Origin of the sequence: Phenylobacterium kunshanense, assembly GCF_003254525.1 — a bacterium.
Lineage (GTDB): Bacteria > Pseudomonadota > Alphaproteobacteria > Caulobacterales > Caulobacteraceae > Phenylobacterium > Phenylobacterium kunshanense.
In genome coordinates this window covers 227,368-251,759 of the sequence record NZ_QFYS01000005.1, presented here as the reverse complement: position 1 = coordinate 251,759, position 24,392 = coordinate 227,368, and the positions used below count along the sequence as shown (strand labels likewise).

Sequence of the window (24,392 nt, the reverse complement as noted above, 5' to 3'; positions counted from 1 at the left end):
GATCCCCTTGCCTGACGTGAACGCCGCCTGGGCGGCCCTGGACACGGCCGCTGCGGCCGCGCGCGGTCGCCGCATCGCCGGCCTGTTCGACGCCGAGCCGGACCGGCTGGCGCGCCTGACCCTGGACGCGGCGGGCCTGGAGCTGGATCTCTCCAAGCACCCCTGGTCGCTGTCCGACGTGGACGTGATGCTGGATCTTGCGCGGGCGTCCGGGATCGAGGCCGCGCGGGAGCGACTGTTCGCCGGCGAGGTCGTCAACGCCTCGGAAGGCCGGCCGGCGCTGCACATGGCGCTGAGGGCCCCCGACGGCGCGGACTACCGCGCCGAGGGCCAACCGGTTTCCCGCGACGTCGAGGCCGTGCGGGGCGCGATGCGCGAGTTCGCCGAGGCGGTCCGATCCGGCGGGAAGCGCGGCTGCACGGGCAAGCCGTTCCGCGCCATCGTCCACATCGGGATCGGCGGCTCCGACCTGGGCCCACGGCTGATCTGGGAGGCGCTGAAGCCGCTCGACCCGCAGATCGAGCTGCGCTTCGCGGCCAATGTGGACCCGGCCGAGCTTGCCCAGGCGCTCACCGGCCTGGACCCGGCCGAGACGATGGTGGTGACCGTCTCCAAGACCTTCACCACGCTTGAAACCCTGACCAATGCCGAGGCCGCCCGCGCGTGGCTCCGCTCAAGCCTGGGTACGGCGTCCGACTCGCATCTCGTGGCCGTGTCGGCTGCCCCGGAGCGGGCGCAGGCGTTCGGCGTCCCCGCCGACCAGGTGTTCGGCTTCTGGGACTGGGTGGGCGGCCGCTATTCGATCTGGTCGGCCGTCGGCCTCTCTTGCGCCGTGGCCCTGGGCTACGATGTCTTCGCCGAACTCCACGCCGGCGCGGCGGCCATGGACGATCACTTCCGGACCGCCCCGTTGGACCGCAATGCGCCTGTCCTGCTGGCGCTGGCTCACGTCTTCAACCGCAATGGCCTGGGACGGCCGATCCGGGCCGTGGTGCCCTACGCCCAGCGGCTCCGCCTGTTCGCTGCCTTCCTGCAGCAGCTCGAGATGGAATCGAACGGCAAGCGGGTGACCGCCGACGGCGCGCCGGTCGCGCATCCCACGGCCGCCAGCGTCTTCGGCGACGCCGGCACCAACGGACAGCACGCCTTCTTCCAGCTCCTGCACCAGGGAACGGACGTCGTCCCGATCGACATCCTGGCCGTGCGCCAGGGCTCCGAAGGCGATCCGGCGGCCCAGCGCAAACTGCTGGCCAACGCCGTCGCGCAGGCCGAGGCCCTGCTGGTCGGCCGCAGCGAGACGGACGTCCGGGCCGAGCTTGCCGGGCGTCCCGACGCCGACACTCTGGCTCCCCAACGCACCTTCCCGGGCGACCGGCCGTCCAGCTTCCTGCTGCTCGACAGGCTCGACCCGCGGCGGATGGGCGCCCTGATCGCGCTCTACGAGCACAAGACCTTCGTCGAGGGCGTGCTGTGGGGCATCAACAGCTTCGACCAGTGGGGCGTCGAGCTGGGCAAGACCCTCGCGACCCGGGTGCTGGCCGAGCTGGAAGGCGGGCCGCGCGCACCGCACGACCCATCTACGGCCGCGCTGATCGCTCGGTTGAAGTTCTAGGCCTCGCCGGGCCATCCTGACCTCATGACACTCGCCAATCCGGCCGCCGCGACGACGCGCAACGAGGCTCGCGACCACATCGTGGACGTGCTGATCGCCGAGCGCGCGCCAAAGCTGTCATCCGGCCCGGCTTGGCCGCTGCTTCGGCCGATGCTCTACGCCCTGCTCGACTACGGAAAGGCGCGACGGATGGCCGACACTATCGCGCCCCTCGCCGGCCGCGCCGCGCTCGACCATGTCTCGGAACTGCTGGCGCTCAGCGTGGCCGCCCGCGGCCTCGAGCGCATCCCGCCGGACGGAAGGGTCGTAGTGGTGTGCAACCATCCCACGGGCATCGCCGACGGCGTGGCGGTGTACGACGCGCTGAAGACGTTGCGCCCCGACATCTGCTTCTACGCCAACGCCGACGCCCATCGTGTCTCCCCGCGCTTCCACGAGGTGCTGATCCCCGTGGAGTGGGTCGAGGCCAAGCGCACCCGCGAGAAGACCCGCGCCATGCTGGCTCTCACCCGCGAGGCCTTGGAAGGCGAGCGCTGCCTGGCGATCTTCCCGGCCGGTCGGCTGGCGCGGCGTCAGCCTGACGGGAGCCTGGCCGACCCCGAGTGGATGCCCTCGGCCATATCCATCGCCCGCAAGTACGAGGCCCCCGTCGTTCCGATCCATGTGGCGGGGCCCTGGTCGGCGATGTTCCACCTCTTTGACGGCGTCTCGCAGGAACTGCGCGACATCACCCTCTTCCACGAACTCCTGAACAAGCGCGGTCGGCCATTCTCGCTGACTGTCGGACCACCGATCCCGCCGCAGGCGCTTGATGGCGACCCCGCCGAGGCTACGGCCCGGCTGAAGGCCTACGTGGAGCGCGAGCTGTCGTCCGATCCGGACCAGGCCTTCGCATGATCCTGGAGGACGAGGCGGCCACGGCCCGCCTGGGCGCGGCCATAGCGCGGCGGCTTCAGCTCGGTGAGGCGGTCTGCCTCTCGGGTCCGCTGGGCGCTGGCAAGTCGACCCTGGCCCGAGCCCTGGTGCGCGCCTTGACCACGCCCGACGAGGAGGTTCCGAGCCCTACGTTCACCCTCGTCCAATTCTACGAGGGGCCGCGGCTCAACGTCGCCCACTTCGATCTCTATCGCCTCACTAGCCCGGACGAGGCGTATGAGATCGGACTGGACGAGGCGCTGGACGATGGCGCCGCCGTCATCGAGTGGCCCGAACGGCTGGAGGGCGACCTGCCGCCGGACCGACTCGATATAGAGATCGAGCCCGCCGACGACGCGGCGGGCCGGCGGGTGCGGCTCACCCCGCACGGCGCCTGGGAAGGACGTGGACTTGAGTTCTGAGCGTGAGGCCCTGAAGGCCGAATTCCTGCATGCGGCAGGGTTCGGAAACGCCCGGCGCGAGCCCTTCGCCGGAGACGCCTCTACGCGCACCTTCGAGCGACTGCATCTGGCCGACGGATCCACCCGCTTCTTCATGGACCAGCCGCCGACGCTGGAAACGGCCGTCTGCCCGCCTGGCGCGTCCGACGCCGAGCGGATGGCGCTTGGCTACAATGCCGCCGCACGCCTTGCGGCCGGCTCGGTGGCGGCCTTCGTGACCGCCGCGGCCTGGCTGCGCGATCGCGGGCTGTCGGCGCCGCGCATCGACGCCTTCGACGCGGATGCGGGGCTCGTGGTCCTGGAAGACCTCGGCGATGGGCTCTTCGCGACCCTCATCGCCGAGGGCCAGGCCGAGCGCCCGCTCTACGAGGCCGCTGTGGACGTCCAGGTGGTGATGCAGTCCGTGGCCCCGCCCGAGGTCCTGTCCTTCGAAGGCGTTCGCTGGCCGCTGCTCAGCTACGACACCCTTGCCCTGAAGGTCGCCACCGACACCTTCCTGGAGTTCTGGCCCAAGTTCTCGAACCTCGCGCCCTTCGGCGAAGCTGCGACCGCCGAATGGGACGCCTTGTGGGCGCCGGTCTGGGTGGCCGGCGAAGCGGGGGCCAAGGTCTTCACGCATCGCGACTATCACGCCCGCAATCTGCTGTGGCTGCCAGAACGCCAAGGCGCTGCCCGTGTCGGCATGGTCGATTTCCAGGACGCGCTGCGGGCGCACCCCGCGTGGGACCTGCTGCACCTCTTGCAGGACGCGCGTCGCGACGTCTCGCCAGAGCTGGAGGCGGCGATGCTCGACCGCTTCCTCGCCCAGCGGTCCGATCTGGACCGCGAGCCGTTCCTGGCCGAGTACCGCGCCCTGGCCGCGTCGAACGCCGCCCGCATCCTGGGGCGAGTGTTCGCCCGCCAGGCGCTCCTGGGCCGGCCGCAGTACAAGGCCTACATGCCGCGGACCTGGCGCTATCTCGAACGCAATCTCCAGGACCCGGCGCTCTTCGGCCTGAAGGCTTGGTTCGACCGCCACGTCCCTGCGGAGTTCCGTGCGTGAGCCAAGGCCCGAAGACCGCCATGGTCATGGCCGCGGGCCTGGGCACGCGGATGCGGCCCTTGACCGACACCCGGCCCAAGGCGCTGGTGGAGGTGAAGGGCAAGCCGTTGATCGCCTATGTGATCGATCCGCTGGTGGCGGCGGGCGTCGAGCGGGTGGTGGTGAACGTCCACGCCCACGCCGACCAGCTCGAAGCCTACCTGCGCTCGCGCCGCGACGCGGAATTCCTCATCTCGGACGAACGCGCCCGACTGCTGGAAACCGGCGGCGGCGTGAAGCATGCCCGCGCCCTGCTGGGCGATGCGCCGATCTTCCGCTGCAACAGCGACTACGTCTGGCGGAAGCCAGGCGCGCCGGTTCTCGACGAGTTGATCGCCGCCTGGGACCCCGACCGTATGGATTCGCTCGTCACCGTCGTGCCCAAGGGGCGGACGGTCGGGTTCGAGGAGAGCCCCGGCGATTTCTATCAGGACGAGGCTGGCCGGCTGACCCATCGCGGCGAGCGGCCCGACGCGCCGCTCCACGCCATCGGGATCGAGATTCTCGACCCGCGCCCGGTCTATGCCGATCCGCGCGACGCCTTCAGCCTGCGCGATATCTGGTTCCGGTCGTCCGACAAGGGACGGCTCTTCGGCTTCCAGCCTGAGGGCTTGTGGATGCAGGTCGGCGACCCACGCGCCCTTGCGGCGGTGGAGGCGCGGCTCTCATGACCGCCTTCTTCGAGCAGCCGGGCTCGCGCTGGTTCAATATCCCGGCGCACCGGCCGTTCGCGGAAGACCTGGCCCAGGGCCTCTACGACGCCCTCTCCCCCATCGGCCCCGAGGCCCTAGCCGACGCCGTGGTGCTGATGCCGACGCGGCGCGGCGCCCGGGCGCTGGCCGACGCCTTCATCAAGGCTTCAGACGGGCGCGCCGTCCTCCCGCCGCAGATGCGGCCCCTGGGCGACCTGGAGGCGGGCGAGCCGCCGTTCGAGCCCGGCGACCTGGCCCTTGACCTGCCCGCCGCGATCGACCCGCTGCGCCGCCGCTTCGAACTGACACGCCTCGTGAACGAGCTGGCGGAACATGTCCCCGGCGGCATCGCCTCGGCCTCGGGAGCGCTCGACCTCGCCGAGGCGCTGGGCGGATTCTTCGATGGTCTGCAGATCGAGGAAGTGGACGTCGGGGACCAGCTCGCAAGCCTGGTCGACGCCGACGTGGCTGACCACTGGCGCATCTCGCGCACCTTCCTTGAAGAGGCGCTCCGGCGCTGGCCCGAACGCCTGCGCACGCTGGGGGTCGCGGATGTCAGCGAGCGGCGCGTGCGGCTGCTGCGACGCCTCGCCGAGCACTGGACCCGCAGCCCGCCCTCCGGCGTGCTGGTGGCGGCGGGATCGACCGGCACGGCGCCGGCGACGCGCGCCCTTCTGGTCGCCGTGGCCCAGGCGCCGCGTGGCGCGGTGGTCTTGCCGGCGCTGGATCAGGAGCTGGCCGACAAGGCCTGGGCCAAGGTGGACGTTCAGCATCCCCAGGGCGCGCTCAAGCGGCTGCTGGACGAGGCGCGTATCGCCCGGGGTGACGTGTCCGTATGGCCGGCGTCGAGCGCGCCGGAGGCCGGCGGCCGCTGGCGGCGGCGGATCATCAACGAAGCGCTGCGACCGGCGGAGGAGACCGCCGACTGGCTGCAGGTGATCGCCCACCTCCAGGACGAAGGCCGCAAGGACGGGATCAATCCCATCGCCGCCGGCCTGGAGGGTCTGTCGCTGGTCAGCGCGCGGACCGAGGACGAGGCCGCCACGACCACCGCACTCCTGCTGCGCGAGGCGCTGGAGACGCCGGGGCGCACCGCTGCCCTGGTGACTCCGGACCAGACGCTGGCGCGCCGCGTGACGGCGAAGCTGGGCCGCTGGGGCGTCGTGCCGGACTCGTCTGCGGGCGAGAGCCTGGCGGGATGCCGCTGCGGAGTCCTGGCGGGCCTGATGGCCCGGGCGGCGGTCGATCCCGTGGACCCCGTCATGCTGCTGGGCCTGCTCAAGCATCCGTTCGCGCGGCTGGGCGACAGCGCCGCCCTGGAGGCCGCCGCCCTCCGCGGGCCGCGGGCGCGGTCGTGGGACGAACTGAAGGCCCGGGTCCGCGAGAAGGCCCCGGGCGCCCTACCCGTCGCGGAGCGGCTGGAGACCATACTCGGCGGTCTCTCCTGGACGGGCGAGGCGGAGTCTCCAGCCCAGGCAGCACGGCGGACGGCGGCCGCCATGGAGGCGCTGGCGGCGGACGGGTCCGGCGGCACGGGGGAGCTGTGGGCCGGGCACGGGGGCGAGGCGATGTCGCGCCTGCTGGGCGGCCTGGTCCGGGAGGGCGAGGCGCTGCCGACCGTGACGCCGCGCCAGTTCGCCGACCTGCTGGCCAAGCTGATGGAGGGCGAGACGATCCGCTCGGGCGGGGCGACCCACCCGCGCCTGCGCATACTCGGAGCCATCGAGGCCAGGTTGGTGCGGGCGGACCGGCTGGTCGTGGCGGGGCTGGAGGAAGGCGTCTGGCCCGGCGGGGCGCCGCTGGACCCGTTCCTGTCGCGGCCTATGCGCCAGACCCTGGGGCTGCCCTCGCCGGAGCGCAGGATCGGCCTGGCCGCCCACGACTTCGCCCAGGCGGCCTGCGCGCCGGAGGTGATCCTGCTGCACACCGAGCGCCGCGAGGGCGCGCCGTCGGTGAAGTCCCGCTGGCTGTGGCGGCTGGAGACCCTCGCGAGGGGCGCGGGCGTGGAGATTCCCGGCCGTCAGGAAGTGCTGGACTGGGCGCGGGCGCTGGACGCGCCGGGCGGCTACGAGCCGGTGAAGCGGCCCTCGCCGAAACCGCCCGTGGCGGACCGGCCGACCGGACTGTTCGTAACGCGGGTGGAGGCTCTCACCCGCGACCCCTACGCCGTCTGGGCCCGGGACATCCTGCGCCTGAAGGCCCTGGACCGGCCCGACGAGCAGGTTGATGTGCGGGTCAGGGGCACGGCGATCCACGCCGCCTTCGAGCGCTTCACCCTGGACTTTCCGGACGATCTACCAGCCGACGCGGCCGGGAGGTTCGAGCGTCTCTACCTGGAGGCCCTGGAGGCCGAGGGCATGCCCGCCGAGGGGCTGGCGCGGGAGTCGGCGCTGGCCAAGGAGGCGGCCGCCTGGGTCGTCGACCTGGAGCACCGCCGCCGCGCCGACGGTCGGAAGATCCACGTGGAGAAGACCGGCCATCTCACCGTGCCGACCGCCGCGGGCGCGTTCACCGTCTCGGCGAAGGCGGACCGGATCGAAATCGGCCCGGACGGCCTTGGGCACGTGCTGGACTACAAGACCGGCGCCCCGCCGAGCGCGAAGATGGTGCGCACCGGTTTCTCACCCCAGCTGACCCTGACCGCCGCGATCCTGGCGGGCGGCGGCTTCGCGGAGATCGGGCGGGCCGAGCCGGGCGAGCTGACCTACCTGACGGTCACCGGCCGGCGGCCGCCCGGCCGGGAAGAGGTGCGCGCCGCGCCCGATGGCGACGGGGAGAAGGTGCTGGTGAGCCGTGACGCGGTGGATCAGGCGCTGGCCGGCCTGGTCGCCCTGGTGGAGCGCTACGCCGACCCGGAGCGCGGCTACACCTCGCGGATCGCGCCGCAGTTCGTGAAGCTCTACGCCTCGGACTACGACCACCTGGCGCGGGTGCTGGAGTGGTCCACCAGCGGCGAGGACGGCGAGGAATGAGCGTCGTCCTGTTCCCCGGCCGCACCCGCGATCCGCAACAGGTCGCCGCCGACCCCAACCTCTCGGCCTTCGTCACCGCCAACGCCGGATCGGGCAAGACCAAGACGCTGATCGACCGGGTGGCGCGGCTGCTGCTGGCGCGCGCGCGGCCCGAGACGATCCTCTGCGTCACCTACACCAAGGCCGCCGCGTCCGAGATGCAGCGCCGCCTGTTCGACGTCCTGGGCGGCTGGTCGGTGCTGGGCGACGCCGAACTGCTGGCGCGGCTCTCGGAGCTGGAGGGCCGGCCGTTCGAAGCCGAGCGCCTGTCGGAGGCCCGCAGCCTGTTCGCCCAGGCGCTGGAGACGCCGGGCGGGCTGAAGATCCAGACCATCCACGCCTTCTGCGAGAAGCTGCTGCGGCGGTTCCCGCTGGAGGCCGGCGTGCCCCCCGGCTTCCACGTGATGGACGACCCGGCGTCCGCCGCCGTGGCGGCGGCGGCGCGTCGGGCGGTGGCGCGGCACGCCCTGACCCACGAGGACCGGGTCGCCGACGCGTACGGCCGCCTGTCGATCGCCCTGGACTTCCAGAGCTTCGAGGCGATGTTCGCCGAGTTCGAGGCCCAGCGCGGCCCGCTGGCCGACTTCTTCCGGCGCGAGGGCGGGCTGGACGGCGCGATCGGCTGGGCCTGGCGGGCGGTGGACGTCGCGCGGGGCTCCGAGCCCGAGGACCTCGCCGCCGAGGCCATGGACCGCCTGGACCGCGAGCTCTGGCGTGAGGCGGCCGAAGTCCTGCGCCGGGGGACGGCCACCGACCAGAAGTGCGCCGCCCAGATCGCGGCGGTGGCCGAAGATCCGGCCGCCACATTCGAGCAGGCCATGGCGGCGCTGTTCACCGAGCGGGGCGAGGGCGAGGCCGCCAAGTGGGTCGGCAAGACCAGCGGACTCAAGGCGCACGAGGGGCTGCGGGTGCGGCTGCTGGCCGAACAGGCCCGGCTGGACAAGGCGCGGGAGCGGATGCGCAGCGCGGCCGTGGCCTGGGACACCGCCTGGGCCCTGACGCTCGCCAGCGCCTACCTTGAGGCCTACGGCATCGAGAAGCGCGCCGCCGGCGCCCTCGACTTCGCCGACCTGATCGAGAAGACCTGCCACCTGCTGCGCGACCGGCCGGCCGCCGCCTGGGTGCTCTACAAGCTGGACGGCGGCATCGACCACATCCTGGTGGACGAGGCGCAGGACACTGCGCCAGACCAGTGGACCATCGTCGATGCGCTGACCGGCGAGTTCTTCTCCGGCGCGGGGGCGGGCGGCGAGGCGCGCGCCCGGGACATGTTCGTGGTGGGCGACGAGAAGCAGTCGATCTACTCGTTCCAGGGCGCCCAGCCCGAACTGCTGCTGGACAAGTACGAGTTCCACCGTGACCGGGCGACCGGCGCGGGGTTCGAGTTCAAGCGGGTGGACCTGCTCACCTCCTGGCGCTCGACGCCCGAGGTGCTGTCGTTCGTGGATGCGGTCTTCGCGGCGCCGGACCTGTCGAAGGCGATCCAGCCCGCGCGGCCGGGGACCGTCACCCACGAGCCCGTGCGGCGCGACCACGCCGGCTGCGTCGACATCTGGCCGCTGGAGGTCCAGCGCAAGGCCGACGAGCGCGAGGCCTGGGACGCCCCCCTCGACGTGGAGGCCGAGGACAGCGCCAACCGACGCCTCGCCCGCCGGATCGCGGCCGAGATCAAGGCGCTGATCGATCGGGGCGACGCCGTCTACGACAAGGACACCCGCGCCTTCCGGCCGGCCCATGCGGGCGACGTGCTGATCCTGGTCCGGCGCCGCAGGGTTCTGTTCGAGGAGATCCTGCGCGCCCTAAAGCAGGCCGGCCTGCCGGTCGCCGGCGCGGACCGGCTGGCGCTCTCCGAGCACATCGTCTTCGACGACCTCGTGGCGCTGGCGCGCTTCGTCCTCTACCCCCGCGACGAGCTGGCCCTGGCGGCGCTGCTCAAGAGCCCCTTCTGCGACCTGGACGACGACAGCCTCTACGCGCTGGCCCACGGCCGGGAGGGCGAACGGCTCTGGCCCCGCCTGCAGCGGCGGGCGGACGAACGTCCGGAGTGGGCGGCGGCGGCGCGCTTCCTGGCGGACTGCATCGCCCTCGGCGCCAGCGCGAGGCCGTTCGAGTTCTACGCCCGCACCCTGGGGAGCGCGGGGCCGGACGGGCGCTCGATGCGCCAGCGCCTGCTGCGGCGCCTGGGCAGCGAGGCCGAGGACGCGCTGGACGAGTTCCTGAACCAGGTGCTGGCCGCCGAGGCCCGGGGGACGCACGAGCTGGAGCGCCTGGTCGCCGAGCTGGCGGGCCTGAAGATCACCGTGAAGCGGGAGATGGAGGCCGGGCGCCCGGAGGTCCGGGTGATGACCGCGCACGGGGCCAAGGGGCTGGAGGCGCCGATCGTCTTCCTGCCCGAGACGACGCTGACCCAGACCCAGCGCGGCTCGCCGCTGATGCGGACCGACAGGCCCGACGGCGGCGGGTTCCTGTGGTGCGGGTCCTCGGCCCGCGACTGCGAGGCCAGCGCCGCCGCTCGGACGGCCCGGGCGGCGCGCGAGGAAGCCGAGGCCTTCCGGCTGCTCTATGTGGCCCTGACCCGCGCCCGGGATCGCCTCGTGCTGTGCGGCAGGGTGGCCGAGCGCACCGATCCGGCCAAGCTGAAAGGCTGGTGGGGCGCCATCCGCGACGCCCTGGCCCACGAGGGGATCAGCGACCGGGTCCGGACGGTCCGTTGCGGCGAGATGGAGGTCCAGCGCTATGGCCCCGACCCCGAGGTGCGGGCCAGGACCGAAGCGACCGTCGCGCAGGTCTCCGCCCTGCCCGCCTGGACTCACGCCATTGCGAAGCCCGAGGCCTTTGCCCGCTACGCCTCGCCGTCCGACCTGGGCGAAGGGGCGGCCGTGCCAGCGCCCTCGCCGCTGGCCGCGGCCCAGGGACTGGGACGGTTCCGGCGCGGCGACCTGATCCACCGGCTGCTGCAGCTGCTGCCCGACCTGCCCTCGCCCGACCGCGCGGCGGGCGCGGCGGCGCTGCTGGCGCGCGAGGCCGACCTGACGAACGACCAGCGCGCCGAGATGGCGGCGGCGGCCATGTCCGTGCTGGAAGATACTCGTTTCGCCGAGGTGTTCGGCCCCGGGTCGCGGCCGGAGGTGGCCGTGGCCGGCACGGCCAGCGCCCTGCCGCCGGGCCTGCGCATCTCGGGCCGGATCGACCGGCTGGTGGTGCTGGAGGACCGGGTGCTGGTGGTGGACTTCAAGACCAACCGGCCCTCGCCCGACGCGGTCGAGGCCGCCGACCCGGCCTACCTGCGCCAGATGGCGCTCTACTCGGCGGTGCTGGCGGATGTGTTCCCCGGCCGGCGCGTGGAGGCCGCCATCGTCTGGACCGACGGGCCGAAGCTGATGCCGGTTCCAGAAAAGCTGATCGCCCAAACCCTTGCCGAGCTCCGCCGTGACGGTTGATGTAAGGGCGAGCTCCGCCTACATGCGCGAACCAAGAGGCGCGGACCGGCGTTGCCGTGAGACCCGCGCGAGAGGAGTTTTCCGATGAGCACCGTGAAGGTTACCGACGACACCTTCCAGGCCGACGTCCTGCAGTCCGAAACCCCCGTGCTGGTGGATTTCTGGGCCGAGTGGTGCGGCCCGTGCAAGCAGATCGCCCCCGCCCTGGAACAGCTCTCGGACGAGCTGGCCGGCAAGGTGACGATCGCCAAGCTCGACATTGAGCAGAGCCCGACCACCCCCTCGCGCTACGGCGTGCGCGGCATCCCCACGATGATGCTCTTCAAGGGCGGCCAGATGGCCTCCATGAAGGTCGGCGCCATGCCGAAGCAGAAGATCCTGGAGTGGCTGGCCGAGGCCGGCGTCGCGGCATAGAGACCATCCCTCCCCTCGTGTAGGGATGTCTTCTCAGCCCGGCCACGTCTCTGGGCTCATGGCCAGGACCTCGCCGGCGAAGTGCAGGCCGCCGCAGACGAGCACGTGAGGCGCGGGGCCGTCGGTCTCCAGGGCGCGGGCGACGGCGTCCTGCACATTGGCCGAGGTTTCGGCGTCGAGGCCGACTGCGGCGGCGGCGGCGGCCAAGTCTTCCGCTGTCGCCGCGATGGGGCTGTCGAAGGTGGTGCAGATCACCCGCGGCCGCATCTCGGCGAAGGGGCGGAAGAAGCCCTCCGCGTCCTTGCGCGCGAACATGCCCGTCACCAGCACCAGCGGCCGGGGATCGCGGTCGACGATCCGACTGGCGGCCTCGGCCAGGGCGCGGCCGGCATGCGGGTTGTGCCCGCCGTCCAGCCAGATGTCCGAGCCGCGGGCGCGGGCAAGGTCGGCCAGCGGGCCGGCGGTGAGCCGCTGCATCCGGGCCGGCCAGACCGCGCTGGAGACGCCGCGGCCCAGGGTCTCGTCCGAGAGGCCGTGGTCGAAGGTGAGCGCGGCCGCCACCGCCACGCCGGCATTGTCGAACTGGTAGCCGCCGAACAGGCTGGGCGCCGGCAGGTCGAGGAGGCGGTCGGGCATCTGCACCAGCAGGCGGCCACGCTCCTCCCAGGCGTCGAAGTCCCGCCCCATCAGCAGCATCGGCGCCATGCGGTCGTCGGCCTCGCGCTCGATCATCTCCAGCGCCTCTTCGGGCTGGCGGGCGACGACGACGGGCCGGCCGTGCTTGATGATCCCAGACTTTTCCCAGGCGATCTTGGGCAGGCCAGGGCCCAGCATCTCCAGATGGTCGAGGTCGACCGGCGTGATCACGCTGACCGCGGGGGCGTCGAAGACGTTGGTGGCGTCGAACCGGCCGCCCAGGCCCACCTCGACGACGCAGAGGTCGGCCGGCGTCTCGGCGAAGGCGAGGAAGGCCAGGACCGTGGTGATCTCGAAGAAGCTGATGGGCTCGCCGCCGTTGGCCGCCTCCAGTCGATCGGTGAGGTCGGTGAGCTGGTCGTCGGTGATCAGCTTTCCGGCCAGCCGGATCCGCTCGGCGAAGCGCACGAGGTGCGGCGAGGTCAGAGCGTGGACCCGCAGGCCCGCCGCCTCGCCGATAGCGCGCAGGTAGGCGACGGTCGAGCCCTTGCCGTTGGTGCCGGCCACGTGGATCACGGGCGGCAGCTTGCGGTGGGGGTTTCCCACGGCCGCCAGCAGCCGCTCGACGCGGCCGGTCGAGAGGTCGATCAGGGTTGGATGATTGGCCCGCAGGCGCTGGATCACCGCGTCGGACGCGCGGATGGGATCGTGGCCCGGATCGGGTAGCACTTGCGACATCAGATCTCCCCGCGTGGGGAGCATCTAGGCAGCATCAGGCGGCTCGGGAACGCGCGCGCCCCATGGTCAGGGTCTTCATGATCGAGGCCAGTTTGGCCGGGATGTCGGCGCGCTTGACGACCTGGTCCACCATGCCGTGCTCCACGAGGAACTCCGAGCGCTGGAAGCCTGGCGGCAGCGTCTCGCGGATGGTCTGCTCGATCACTCGGCGGCCGGAGAAGCCGATGGTGGCGTTCGGCTCGGCGAGATGGATGTCGCCCAGCATGGCGTAGGACGCGGTGACGCCGCCCGTGGTCGGGTCGGTGAGCACCACGATGTACGGCAGGCCCGCGGCCTTCACCTCGTTCAGCGCCAGGGTCGTGCGCGCCATCTGCATGAGGGAGAGCGTGCCCTCCTGCATGCGCGCGCCGCCCGACGCGGTGAAGATCACCAGCGGCACCTCGCGCTTCACGGCCTCCTTGGCGGCGATGACGAAGGTCTCGCCGGCGGCCATGCCCAGGCTGCCGCCCATGAAGGCGAAGTCCTGCACGATCACCACCGCCGGCTGGCCCTGGATGTGGCCATAGCCGACGGCCATCGAGTCCTGCTCGCCGGTGGCCTTGCGGGCCGCCTTCAGGCGCTCGGGATAGGGCTTGTCGTCCGGGAAGTTCAGCGGGTCATCGGCCACGATCGGCGTGGCGATCCGCTCGTACTTGGCGTCGTCGAAGGTGTAGTCGAGGCGCAGCTTGGCGCCGATCCGCATGTGGTTGCCCGAGGGCGTCACCCACATGGCCGCCTCGAGGTCCGGGCGATACAGCATCTCGCCCGTATCGGGGCATTTCACCCAGAGGTTCTCGGGTGTGTCCTTCTTGGTGAGGCCACGGACGCCTGGGGCGATCCTGGAGAGCCACCCCCGCCGGCGCTCGGCCGTAGGACGGCCCGGTTTGTCGTTTCGGTGTTCAGCCATCGCCATGGTTTTCAGACCGCCGTGAGGCCCCGACGCGAGACGCGTACAGCCTTAGCCAGAGATTCCACTTTGGAAAGAACTCGGGTGGTCACGTCTTCGTTCAAATCCACTGCTTCGGCCACTTCGTCCACAAGCGCGGACCCGACCACCACCCCATCGGCCACCTGAGCTATAGCCGATGCGCGCTCCGGTGTCTTGATCCCGAAACCGACTGCGACAGGAAGGCCCGAGGCCTTGCGGATGCGCTCGACGTTCGGGGCCACCGCCTGGGCGTCCGCCTCCTTCACCCCGGTCACCCCCGCCACCGAGACATAGTAGACGAAGCCGGAGGCCCGGCGGATCACCGTGGGCAGGCGCTTGTCGTCGGTCGTGGGCGTAGTCAGGAAGATCAGCGCCATGCCGTTCGCTTCGAGCGCGTCGGCCAGCGGATCGGCCTCCTCGGGCGGGCAGTCCACGACGATCATGCCGTCGACGCCGGCGTCGGCCGCCGCCTTGGCGAATGCCTCGAAGCCCCACGAGACGAGCGGGTTCATGTAGCCCATCAGGATGATCGGGGTCGCCTGGTCGCCGCCCCGGAAAGCGCGGATGAGGTCCAGCGTACCGTGCAGGGTCATGCCCTTGGCGAGCGCGCGCTGGGCGGCGCGCTGGATGGGCGGCCCCTCGGCCATCGGGTCGGAGAAGGGGAAGCCCACCTCGATCAGGTCGGCTCCGGCCGCCGGCAGCCCCTTCAGGATCGCCAGCGCGGTGTCAGCATCGGGATCGCCGGCCATGACATAGGAAACGAAGGCGGCGCGCCCCTCGGCCTTCAGGGCCGCGAAGCGGGCGTCGATACGGGATTTGGTCAAATCCGGCGTCCCTTAGATCTGACGGCCAAGGTGGGTGGCCACCGTGTTCACGTCCTTGTCGCCGCGGCCGGACAGGTTCAGCACCACGACGCCGCCCTTGCCGACCTCACGCGCCACGTCGCCGACGCGTGCGAGGGCGTGGGCGCTTTCGATGGCCGGCAGTATGCCCTCGAGCTTGGACAGCAGCATGAAGGCCTCCAGCGACTCGGCGTCGGTGGCCGTGAGGTAGGTGGCCCGGCCCACGTCGTGGAGCCACGAGTGTTCGGGCCCGATGCCGGGATAGTCGAGGCCCGCGGAGATCGAGTGAGCCTCGGTGATCTGGCCTTCGCGGTCCTGCAGCAGGTAGGTCATGTTGCCGTGCAGGACACCCGGACGCCCGCCGTTGATGGCCGCTGCGTGGCGGTCGGTATCCATGCCCTCGCCCGCCGCCTCCACGCCGTAGAGCTTCACGCCCTCGTCGTTCAGGAACGGATGGAAGATGCCGATGGCGTTCGAACCGCCGCCGACGCAGGCGATCACGGCGTCGGGCAGGCGTCCTTCCGCCTCGACGATCTGTTCGCGCACCTCGCGCCCGATGACCGCCTGGAAGTCGCGGACCATCTCCGGATAGGGGTGCATGCCGGCGGCGGTGCCGATCAGGTAGTAGGTGTCGTGGACGTTCGTGACCCAGTCGCGCAGGGCCTCGTTCATGGCGTCCTTGAGGGTCGCCGAACCAGAGGTCACCGGCCGCACCTCGGCGCCCAGCAGGTTCATCCGGAAGACGTTCGGCTTCTGCCGCTCCACGTCGACCGCGCCCATGTAGACCACGCACGGCAGGCCGAAGCGGGCGCAGACGGTTGCCGTGGCCACGCCGTGCTGCCCGGCGCCGGTCTCAGCGATGATGCGCGTCTTGCCCATCCGCATGGCCAGCAGGATCTGGCCCATGCAGTTGTTGATCTTGTGGGAGCCGGTGTGATTCAGCTCCTCGCGCTTCAGATAGATTTTCGCGCCGCCGTAGTGCGCGGTGAGGCGCTCGGCGAAATAGAGCGGGCTCGGCCGGCCGACATAGTGAGTGAGGTAGCCGCCGAGCTCGGCCTGGAACGCCGGGTCGGCCTTCGCCGCCTCGTAGGCCGCGGTCAGGTCGTGGACCAGCGGCATCAGCGTTTCCGGCACATACTGCCCGCCAAAGTCGCCGAAGCGGCCCTTGGCGTCGGGGTAGGCGGAATAGTCGTTGGGTCGTGTGGGCGCGTTCATGGCGGCGAATGGCGTCTCAGGCGCGTCTGACAGCGTCGAGAAACGCCGTGATCAAGGCCGGGTCCTTTAGTCCCGGACCGCGCTCCACGCCAGAGGAAACGTCCACCAGCGGGGCGCCGGCCTGGGCGATGGCGTCGGCGACGTTCCAGGGATTCAACCCGCCGGCGAGGAACCACGGGCGCTTGAAGCGGCGGCCCTCCAGCAGGGTCCAATCGAAGGCTGCCCCCAGGCCGCCCGGCCGATCCGCGTCCTTCGGCGGCTTGGTGTCGAACATGAGGTGCTCGACCACGGGTTCGTAGCTGGCTGCGGGGGTGAAGTCGGAAGCGTCTGAGACCGACAGCACCTTGACGATACCGCGGCCGGACCGCTGGCCCACTTCGCGGACGCGTGCCGGGCTTTCCTTGCCGTGCAACTGGATGAGATCGGGGGAGAGGCCGGCGACGATAGCGTCAACCTCCGCATCCGTAGGATCGACCGTCACGGCGACGACCTTCACGCCCTTGGCCCGCGCGGGCGGTGCGAGCCGGCCGGCCGCTTCCGGCGCTATGTCGCGGGGGCTCTTCGGGAAGAACATGAACCCGAGAAAGGCCGCCCCGCCGTCAACGGCCGCCTGCACCGCCTCGGGGGTCGAAACTCCGCAGATCTTGGCCTTTGCTGACATGATCGCGGATTAGGGGGCTGTCAGGCGCCCGCGCAACCCCTGCCGCTACGGCCGGCCCTTCAGAAGGTCCCGGATTTCCATCAGCAGGGCCTCCTGCGGCGGCGGAGCCGCCGGGGCCGCGTCGGCCGGCGGCGGGGCGCGGCGCATGGCGTTCACCGCCTTGACGATCAGGAACACCACCCAGGCCACGATCAGGAACTTGATGCCGGCGTTGATCAGGGCGCCGTATTGGATGGCTACCAGCTCGCTGGCCTCGGTGGCGGGATCGTCCGGCTTCAGCACCCAGGCCAGCTTCGAGAAATCGACGCCGGAAAGCAGCATCCCGATAGGCGGCATCACTACCTGGTCGACCAGGACTTTGACGATGTCGTTGAAGGCCGCGCCGATGATCACGCCGACCGCAAGGTCGACGACATTGCCGCGCTGGATGAACTCGCGGAATTCCGAAAAAATGCCCATCGAAGCCCTCCATTCAGAGAGCTGAGACCGATCAGCCCTCGTCCTCGGCGTTCAGCCGCTCGCGCAGCTCCTTGCCGCTCTTGAAGAAGGGGACGTGTTTGGCGCGCACGTCAACCGGCTCGCCGGTGCGGGGATTGCGACCCGCGCGTGCATCCCGCGAGCGGACCGAAAGTGCGCCGAAGCCACGCAACTCGACCCGGCCACCCTCTTCCAGCGCCTGGATCATCCGCTCCAGCACGACGCCGACCACCCGCTCGATATCGCGCTGGGTGAGGTGCGGGTTCTCCTCCGCGAGTTTTGCGATGAGCTCGGACTTGATCATCTATCCCCTCAAGCGGCGCGACCATGGGCGACTCCGCCACGGGGATCAAGGCGCAAAAAGGGTTAGCGCGCCCCTACGGTGAAGCTTATTTCGCGGTGTGGCGCTGCAACCTCGGCGCGCGGGTGTCAGAGGGGAGCCCGGATCAGACTGTCCTCCGACGCGACGCGACGCAGCGTGCGGGTGGCCGCCTCGGCCTCGGCCGCCGGAATCTCGGATTGCAGGGAGCGGACGTCGATGGTGAACCGGGCCACGCCTCCGTCGATGCCCGAGGCGCGCACAAGCTCCATACCGCCGACCATCTCCCGGCCGGCCGGACCGCGGACGGTGAAGCCCTTGCCGCCTTGAGGAAGGACCATCTCGGTGGTGGTGCGCACGAAGACGGGGAAGGGCACGGCATAGGGCGCATCCCGGTTGGGGCCCGGTTCGCGGCGAGGGAAGCCCTGGGTCTGGTTGTTGGAGACCGAGACTCGATACTCCCGTACGCCAAGGTCCGGGTTCGTCCGCCAGTCCAGGTCGGCAACGCCAGACAGACGGATCTCGAAGGCGTCGTTCTCCACATCGTCCCGCCAGTCGATCTTCTCGACCTCGATCCAGCTCATGTTGCCCGACATTTGCTGGCGGAACGTGCGCTCCAAGTCCGTCCGCGGCGTGATGGCCACCATCTGCCGCATGGCGTTGGCCGCATCCCCGGTCAGGCGCGTGTTCATCATCACGCCGGCGCGGACGTCGAGCCCTTTGGACGCGTCGAAGCGGATCTTCGCCTCGATCTGCGGCGCATCGAGCGGCGGCAGGTCGATCCGCTCCAGGTCCGCGCCAGCAGCGCGTACCGGCAGCGCCCAGCGGTGAGGCGGCGGGCGCAGCGCGTCCAGGCCGCTGCGGTCACCAGTGCGGGTGCCGTCCAGCCAGTAGACCTTGCCCTCCACGGTGGCGCGCACCAGCACATGGTTGAAGGCCGCCAGGGACGGAAGCCGCTCGTCCATGCCGTCGCCACCGCCGAGGCTGACCAGCGCCGGCTCGGCCTCGACCTCCAGCGCCTTCAGGATAGCGAGCAGGAGCGCGGTCTTGCCCTTGCAGTCCCCGAACTTCCGACGCCACGTCTCGTCGGCCGGGGCCGGCACATAGCCGCCGTCGCCGATGCCGATGAAGAAGTAACGGGTCTTGTCCTCCACCAGTCGCAGCGCGGCGAAGGCCCGCGCCTTGGGATCGCGGGTGCGGGCGGCGATGGCGTCCACTTCAGCCCGCAGATCGGAGTCCGCCCCGATGACGGAGGCGCTGGCGTAGAGGGGGGCCATCATGCGCGAGACTTCATTCCAGCTCTCGAAGCTGGAGGTCTCCAGGGAGCCCAGGCGGCGGAAGCGCGGCGGCGCGCCGATGGGCGGCTTGGGCGCCTGGGCGTTGGTGATGTCCCGCTCCAGGACGGTCCACCCGCCCTCCTCGCCGAGGTTCGGTTCGCCAAAGCCCTCGGTGGCGCGAAAGCGGACCGGCGCGCCCTTCGGCCATGTGAGCCGCACCCGGTAGCGGCTGGCCACGCCTGGAAAGGCGAGGGCTTCCAGGTCGTAGGAGCGATTGCCGGCCACCGGATCGCGACCGGAATGGCTCCAGGACGCATCGAGGATGTCGCCCACCTGCAGGCCCTCGATCTGCTGGCTGGCGCTCATGCGGCCATCCAGCATCGCCCGCTCCAAGTCCTGTTCCCGGCGAAGGACCAACATGTTCCGGCCCTTGGCCAGGAGGTCGATCGTCTTGTCGCCGCGGATGATCCGCAGGGAATGGATCGTCACCTGCTCGTCGTCGGGATCCCAGGTGACGCCGAAGGTCGTCAGCGCGGGCAACCCCTCGGTCTTCAACACCTTGCGGACGCGGCGATTGTAGTAGCCGTCGCCCTCCGGCGTGAGGCGGCTCTGGTTGTCGTCGAGGAGGGTCTGGACGGCCGGCGCGCCCTCGGCCGGCGGGGCGGGCGGGACCTCGGCCACCTGCACCCACTTCGGCGGCGGCCCGTACTGGGGCTTTGGCGCTGCAAGCGCCGGCGCGGCGATCAGGACGGCGGCGACGGCGACACTGGCGAAACGCAGCACTGGGCGTGAGATCCTTCGACAACCTGGGAGGTCACGATAAAGCGCCGCCCGCAAAACGAAAGCGCCGCCAAAATGAAAGGGGCTCCCGCCTTTCGAGCGGGAGCCCCCTCACCTGCTTCACAGGGACTCCCCCGAGGGGGAGCCGCCGCTATTCCTTCGAGGCCTTCTCGCGGAGAGCCGCGCCGAGGATGTCGCCCAGCGAGGCGCCGGAGTCCGACGAGCCGAACTGCTCGATGGCTTCCTTCTCTTCCGCCATCTCGAGCGACTTGATGCTCAGCGAGATGCGGCGGGCGGCCTTGTCGACGTTGGTCACCTGGGCGTCGACGCGGTCACCCACGGCGAAGCGCTCGGGACGCTGGTCGGCGCGGTCGCGGCTCAGGTCCGACTTGCGGATGAAGGCCGACATCGGGGCTTCCTCGTCGCCGAACTTCACCTCGATGCCGCCCGAGGTGACCTCGGTGACGGTCGTGGTGACAGTCTGGCCCTTGCGGAAGGTGTCGCCTTGCAGCGGGTCGCCCGACAGTTGCTTGATGCCGAGGGAGATACGCTCCTTCTCGACGTCCACGTCCAGGACGCGGGCCTTCACGGTCTCGCCCTTCTGGTACTTGGCGATGGCTTCTTCACCCGGCGTCGCCCAGTCGAGGTCGGACAGGTGCACCATGCCGTCGATGTCGTTCTCCAGGCCGATGAACAGGCCGAACTCGGTGGCGTTCTTGACTTCGCCCTCGACGACCGTGCCGATCGGATGGTCGGCCACGAACTTTTCCCACGGGTTGGCCAGGGCCTGCTTGAGGCCCAGGGACACGCGGCGCTTCGACGGATCGACGTCCAGCACCACCACGTCGACTTCCTGCGAGGTCGACACGATCTTGCCGGGGTGGACGTTCTTCTTGGTCCACGACATTTCCGACACGTGCACCAGGCCCTCGACGCCGGCTTCCAGCTCCACGAAGGCGCCGTAGTCGGTGATGTTGGTGATGCGGCCGGTGAACTTCGCGCCCACCGGGTACTTGGCTTCCACGCCGTCCCACGGGTCCGACTGGAGCTGCTTCATGCCGAGCGAGATGCGCTGGGTGTCCGGGTTGATCTTGACGATCTGGACCTTCACCGTGTCGCCGACCGCGAGCACCTGGCTCGGGTGGTTCACGCGCTTCCAGCTCATGTCGGTGACGTGCAGCAGGCCGTCGATGCCGCCGAGGTCCACGAACGCACCGTAGTCGGTGATGTTCTTGACCACGCCTTCGCGGACTTCACCCTCTTGCAGCTGCGACACCAGCTCGGTGCGCTGCTCGGCGCGGGCTTCTTCCAGGATGGCGCGACGCGACACGACGATGTTGCCGCGCGGACGGTCCATCTTGAGGATGGCGAAGGGCTGTTCCTTGCCCATCAGCGGGCCGACGTCGCGCACCGGACGGATGTCCACCTGCGAGCCGGGCAGGAACGCCGAGGCGCCGCCCAGGTCGACGGTGAAGCCGCCCTTCACGCGGCCGACGATGACGCCCATCACCGGCTCGTTCTTCTCGTAGACGCCTTCCAGGCGGGTCCAGGCTTCCTCGCGGCGGGCCTTCTCGCGGCTGATGACCGCCTCGCCCATGGCGTTCTCGACGCGCTCCAGGAACACCTCGACGGTGTCGCCGGCCTTCAGCGGCGGCTTGTCCTCGCCGGGGGCGGTGAATTCCTTCAGCGGCACGCGGCCTTCGGTCTTCAGACCGACGTCCACGATGGCGAAGTCCTTCTCGATGGCCACGACCTTGCCGTGGACCACTTGGCCTTCCATGAAGTCACGCCCGCCGAGGGACTCGTCGAGCAGCGCGGCGAAGTCGTCGCGCGAGGGATTGAGGCTCAGATCGTCAGCCATAGGGTCTTTCGTTCGATAATGACCAATGGGGCCGCGCACCCGGGGGTGTCGGACGGTCCCGTTCGGTCGGGTTAGAGGTTGCAACCGAAGGCTCGGGGTATACCCCGAGCGGTGAATGTCTGCCCGCGGCGATCGAGGGAAAGGCGCGGTTGGATTTGCCGGCTAGGAAGTCTCCCAGCGGGCGCGCGCCGCCTCGACGATGCGGCGGGCCGCATCGGCGGCCTGCTCTATAGTCATTTCAGTGGTGTCGAGCAAGTTCGCGTCCGGGGCCTGGGTCATGGGCGCGGCCTCACGCCCCCCGTCCCGGGCGTCGCGACGGCGGATGTCTGCCAGCACGTCCTCGTAGGCTACGGACTCGCCCTGCCCTGCGAGTTGCTTCCAGCGCCGCTCGGCGCGGACTTCCGGCGTCGCGGTCACATAGAGCTTCGCCGGCGCGTCCGGGCAGATCACCGTGCCGATATCGCGCCCATCCAGCACCGCCCCGCCCGGTCGGGCGGCGAAGCTGCGCTGGAAGTCCAGCAACGCGGCGCGGACCTGCGGATGCACGGCCACGCGGCTGGCCAGCTCGCCCGCCGCGCGGGTGCGCAGGGCGGCATCGTCCAGCAGGTCGGCGGTCAGGGTCGTGGCGACCGCGCCGACCCGCTCGGGATCGTCGAGATCGGCCCCGGCCCGTTCGGCCAGCACGCCCACGCCGCGATACAGGAGGCCCGTGTCCAGCACCGGAAGGCCGAACGCGGCGCCCAGCCGCGTGGCGATGGTCCCTTTGCCGGAGGCGGCCGGGCCGTCCACCGCGATGACGAAGGTTGTCACGCCTCGACCGCCTCGCCGATCTCGGCGCCCAGGCCGCGCATCAGGTCGACGAAGCCGGGGAAGCTGGTGGCGATCATGCCGGGCTCGTCCACGCGAACGGGCTCTTCGGCCGCGAGGCCCAGGATGAGATGCGACATGGCGATCCGGTGGTCGCCGTGGGTGGTGACGCCGGCGCCCCCTTGAACCAGATGGTTGCCGCGCTTGGCGCCGATGACCGTGAGCGCTTCGGGCTCCTCCTCCACACCGATGCCGCAGGCGGCAAGGCCGGCGGCCATCAGGGCGATCCGGTCGCTCTCCTTCACGCGCATCTCGCCGATGCCGCGCATGGTCGTCTTGCCTTCGGCGAAAGCCGCAGCGACCGCCAGGATCGGGTACTCGTCGATCATCGAGGGCGCGCGCTCGGGCGGCACGTCGACACCGACCAGTTCCGAGTGCCGGGCGGTGACGTCCGCCACGGTCTCCCCGCCCTCGTCGCGCACGTTGGTCACCGACAGGTCGGCGCCCATCTCGCCCAGGGTGTCCAGCAGGCCGATCCTCAGAGGGTTCAACAGCATGCCCTGCACCGTCACCTCGGAACCGGGCGTGACCAGCGCCGCCACCAGCGGGAAGGCCGCAGAGGACGGATCACCCGGCACATGGATACGCGTCCCGGTCAGCTTCTGGCCGCCGCGAAGCACGATATGGCGCCCAGCCCCCGCCTCCCGCACCTCGACCTCGGCGCCGAAGCCACGGAGCATCCGCTCGGTGTGATCGCGGGTGGCTTCCGGCTCGATCACCTCGGCGCCGCCGTCGGCATGGAGGCCAGCGAGCAGCACCGCCGACTTCACCTGCGCCGACGGCTCGGGCAGCGTGTAGGCGATGTGCTTCAACCCGCCGCCCTTGAGGGTCAGGGGCAGACGCCCGCCCGAACGGCAGAGCCAGGTCGCGCCCATCTGGCCCAGCGGCTTCAGCACCCGGTTCATCGGCCGGCCGCGCAGCGACTGGTCGCCGGTGAAGGTGACGGAGAGGTCGAAGCCCGCAGCCGCGCCCATGATCAGGCGCACGCCGGTGCCGGCGTTGCCGCAGTCCACCACGTCGGCCGGCTCGGACAAGCCGCCGCGCCCCTCGACACGCCAGCGACCGTCGCCCAGGCGCGCCACATCGGCGCCGAAGGCGGCCATGGCGGCCGCCGTGCGACGCACATCGTCGCCCTCCAGCAGGCCTTCGATTTCGGTCACGCCAGTGGCCAGGGCGCCGAGGATCAGGGCGCGGTGGCTGATGGACTTGTCCCCCGGGGCGCGAACCACGCCCTTGAGCGGGCCCGCGCGCCTGGCGGTCAGATGGGCCGCCGTCATGTGTTGAAAACGCGCCTCCGGAACAGGGTCAGAGTCGAAAGGGGGATTGCTTTGACAGTCGCCCCGCCCCGTGGCAAGGGACGCCGCCTCTCGCGAAACCGCTGACATTTAGAGGGTCGCCACCTTTGGCCAATCCCGAACTGGGCACGAAGCAAATCTGCCCGACCTGCCAAGCTAAGTTCTACGATCTGAACAAGCGCCCCGCGCACTGTCCAAAGTGCCATAGCGAGTTTGATCCTGACGAAGCCGTCCGCAACCGCCGCGTCCGCGCGCGCTCCATCGTGCCCGACACGGAGGAGGCCGAGGATCAGGTCGTCGAGAAGGAAACCGACGACGAGGAAGAAGAGGACGTCGCCACGCCGGAGTTGGACGAGGTCGCCGACGAGCCGCCACTGGTCACCGACGACGATGACGACGGCGCCGACGGCAGCCCCGCCGTGTCCGAGGACTTGGGCGAGTTCACCGACGACGAAGACGTCGAAGACGCCGACGACGTGCCCTTCCTCGAGGACGAGGATGAAGACGACTTCGACGAATCCGAGATCGAAGGCCTTCCGGACGGGGGGGACGACGACCGCTGATTCCGGTCCGCGCCGGCCACCAGACCGGCGCGGCGCCCGCGACAAAAAAAGCCTGCAAACGGGGCTTGATCGCGGGAACCGGTTTGAATAGGTTCCGCGCCTTCCCGGGGGGCCAGCCTCCTCAGGAAGACCCGGACCTCGGGGCTATAGCTCAGTTGGTAGAGCGCTTGAATGGCATTCAAGAGGTCAGCGGTTCGACTCCGCTTAGCTCCACCATGGAGGCCCGCCGGCAACCCCGGCGGGCCTTCGCCTTTTCTGGCCCATGCGT

General features: G+C 70.6%; 20 protein-coding genes and 1 tRNA gene. 10 read left to right on the top strand and 11 right to left on the bottom strand.

Translation table 11 applies throughout. From position 1 onward, the window contains the following. Nucleotides 1-7 precede the first annotated feature (7 nt). From pgi to trxA, 8 genes are all read left to right on the top strand, one after another. Nucleotides 8-1,612, top strand: coding sequence for a glucose-6-phosphate isomerase (gene pgi / locus DJ019_RS13110; protein ID WP_111276477.1), 1,605 nt, complete (start codon nucleotides 8-10; stop codon nucleotides 1,610-1,612). Nucleotides 1,613-1,636: 24 nt separating this feature from the next. Continuing rightward, complete coding sequence (locus tag DJ019_RS13105; protein ID WP_111276476.1) at nucleotides 1,637-2,509, top strand: GNAT family N-acetyltransferase; 873 nt, start codon at nucleotides 1,637-1,639, stop codon at nucleotides 2,507-2,509. Then, on the top strand, nucleotides 2,506-2,949 hold the full coding sequence (gene tsaE, locus DJ019_RS13100; protein WP_111276475.1) for a tRNA (adenosine(37)-N6)-threonylcarbamoyltransferase complex ATPase subunit type 1 TsaE: 444 nt from the start codon (nucleotides 2,506-2,508) through the stop codon (nucleotides 2,947-2,949). Before DJ019_RS13105 ends, tsaE begins: the two co-directional genes overlap by 4 nt. Next, nucleotides 2,939-4,030: an N-acetylmuramate/N-acetylglucosamine kinase AmgK gene (gene amgK, locus DJ019_RS13095; RefSeq protein WP_111276474.1), complete on the top strand. Its 1,092-nt coding sequence runs from the start codon at nucleotides 2,939-2,941 to the stop codon at nucleotides 4,028-4,030. Before tsaE ends, amgK begins: the two co-directional genes overlap by 11 nt. Continuing rightward, nucleotides 4,027-4,740: a nucleotidyltransferase family protein gene (locus tag DJ019_RS13090; RefSeq protein ID WP_240606474.1), complete on the top strand. Its 714-nt coding sequence runs from the start codon at nucleotides 4,027-4,029 to the stop codon at nucleotides 4,738-4,740. Before amgK ends, DJ019_RS13090 begins: the two co-directional genes overlap by 4 nt. Beyond that, on the top strand, nucleotides 4,737-7,733 hold the full coding sequence (gene addB / locus DJ019_RS13085; RefSeq protein WP_111276473.1) for a double-strand break repair protein AddB: 2,997 nt from the start codon (nucleotides 4,737-4,739) through the stop codon (nucleotides 7,731-7,733). Before DJ019_RS13090 ends, addB begins: the two co-directional genes overlap by 4 nt. Then, nucleotides 7,730-11,212 (top strand): double-strand break repair helicase AddA, encoded by a 3,483-nt coding sequence (gene addA / locus DJ019_RS13080; protein ID WP_111276472.1) that lies wholly within the window; start codon nucleotides 7,730-7,732, stop codon nucleotides 11,210-11,212. Before addB ends, addA begins: the two co-directional genes overlap by 4 nt. An 84-nt stretch (nucleotides 11,213-11,296) precedes the next feature. Continuing rightward, nucleotides 11,297-11,626: a thioredoxin gene (gene trxA, locus DJ019_RS13075; RefSeq protein WP_111276471.1), complete on the top strand. Its 330-nt coding sequence runs from the start codon at nucleotides 11,297-11,299 to the stop codon at nucleotides 11,624-11,626. Nucleotides 11,627-11,659: 33 nt separating this feature from the next. Here trxA and DJ019_RS13070 read toward each other — a convergent pair whose 3' ends face one another. From DJ019_RS13070 to aroA, 11 genes are all read right to left on the bottom strand, one after another. Beyond that, nucleotides 11,660-13,000: a bifunctional folylpolyglutamate synthase/dihydrofolate synthase gene (locus DJ019_RS13070; protein ID WP_111276470.1), complete on the bottom strand. Its 1,341-nt coding sequence runs from the start codon at nucleotides 12,998-13,000 to the stop codon at nucleotides 11,660-11,662. Nucleotides 13,001-13,034: 34 nt separating this feature from the next. Further along, complete coding sequence (gene accD, locus DJ019_RS13065) at nucleotides 13,035-13,952, bottom strand: acetyl-CoA carboxylase, carboxyltransferase subunit beta (protein WP_111276469.1); 918 nt, start codon at nucleotides 13,950-13,952, stop codon at nucleotides 13,035-13,037. A gap of 5 nt (nucleotides 13,953-13,957) precedes the next feature. Continuing rightward, nucleotides 13,958-14,791 carry a tryptophan synthase subunit alpha gene (trpA, locus tag DJ019_RS13060; RefSeq protein ID WP_111276468.1) on the bottom strand — a complete coding sequence of 278 codons (834 nt, stop codon included), beginning with the start codon at nucleotides 14,789-14,791 and terminating at the stop codon, nucleotides 13,958-13,960. 12 nt (nucleotides 14,792-14,803) lie between these two features. Then, complete coding sequence (trpB, locus tag DJ019_RS13055; protein ID WP_111276467.1) at nucleotides 14,804-16,024, bottom strand: tryptophan synthase subunit beta; 1,221 nt, start codon at nucleotides 16,022-16,024, stop codon at nucleotides 14,804-14,806. A gap of 16 nt (nucleotides 16,025-16,040) precedes the next feature. Further along, a complete protein-coding gene (locus tag DJ019_RS13050) occupies nucleotides 16,041-16,685 on the bottom strand; it encodes a phosphoribosylanthranilate isomerase (RefSeq protein WP_111276466.1) in 645 nt (214 codons plus the stop codon). 45 nt (nucleotides 16,686-16,730) lie between these two features. Beyond that, nucleotides 16,731-17,144 (bottom strand): large-conductance mechanosensitive channel protein MscL, encoded by a 414-nt coding sequence (mscL, locus tag DJ019_RS13045; protein ID WP_111276465.1) that lies wholly within the window; start codon nucleotides 17,142-17,144, stop codon nucleotides 16,731-16,733. Between the two features lie 31 nt (nucleotides 17,145-17,175). Next, nucleotides 17,176-17,466, bottom strand: a complete 291-nt coding sequence (locus DJ019_RS13040) for an integration host factor subunit beta (protein ID WP_111276464.1) — start codon at nucleotides 17,464-17,466, stop codon at nucleotides 17,176-17,178. A 125-nt stretch (nucleotides 17,467-17,591) separates the two neighbouring features. Further along, nucleotides 17,592-19,541, bottom strand: a complete 1,950-nt coding sequence (locus DJ019_RS13035; protein ID WP_111276463.1) for a DUF3857 domain-containing protein — start codon at nucleotides 19,539-19,541, stop codon at nucleotides 17,592-17,594. A gap of 148 nt (nucleotides 19,542-19,689) precedes the next feature. Next, nucleotides 19,690-21,399, bottom strand: a complete 1,710-nt coding sequence (rpsA, locus tag DJ019_RS13030) for a 30S ribosomal protein S1 (RefSeq protein ID WP_111276462.1) — start codon at nucleotides 21,397-21,399, stop codon at nucleotides 19,690-19,692. A gap of 162 nt (nucleotides 21,400-21,561) precedes the next feature. Then, nucleotides 21,562-22,209, bottom strand: coding sequence for a (d)CMP kinase (gene cmk, locus DJ019_RS13025; RefSeq protein WP_111276461.1), 648 nt, complete (start codon nucleotides 22,207-22,209; stop codon nucleotides 21,562-21,564). Further along, nucleotides 22,206-23,543, bottom strand: a complete 1,338-nt coding sequence (gene aroA, locus DJ019_RS13020) for a 3-phosphoshikimate 1-carboxyvinyltransferase (RefSeq protein WP_111276460.1) — start codon at nucleotides 23,541-23,543, stop codon at nucleotides 22,206-22,208. The genes cmk and aroA overlap by 4 nt, the downstream gene beginning before the upstream one ends. A gap of 125 nt (nucleotides 23,544-23,668) precedes the next feature. Between aroA and DJ019_RS13015 the strand changes: the two genes are divergently transcribed. Both DJ019_RS13015 and DJ019_RS13010 read left to right on the top strand, forming a co-directional pair. Continuing rightward, the gene (locus DJ019_RS13015) at nucleotides 23,669-24,124 is read left to right on the top strand and encodes a TIGR02300 family protein (RefSeq protein ID WP_111276459.1); all 456 of its coding nucleotides are present in this window, start codon (nucleotides 23,669-23,671) and stop codon (nucleotides 24,122-24,124) included. A gap of 140 nt (nucleotides 24,125-24,264) precedes the next feature. Beyond that, nucleotides 24,265-24,340: transfer RNA gene (locus tag DJ019_RS13010), tRNA-Ala, on the top strand. Nucleotides 24,341-24,392 lie beyond the last annotated feature (52 nt).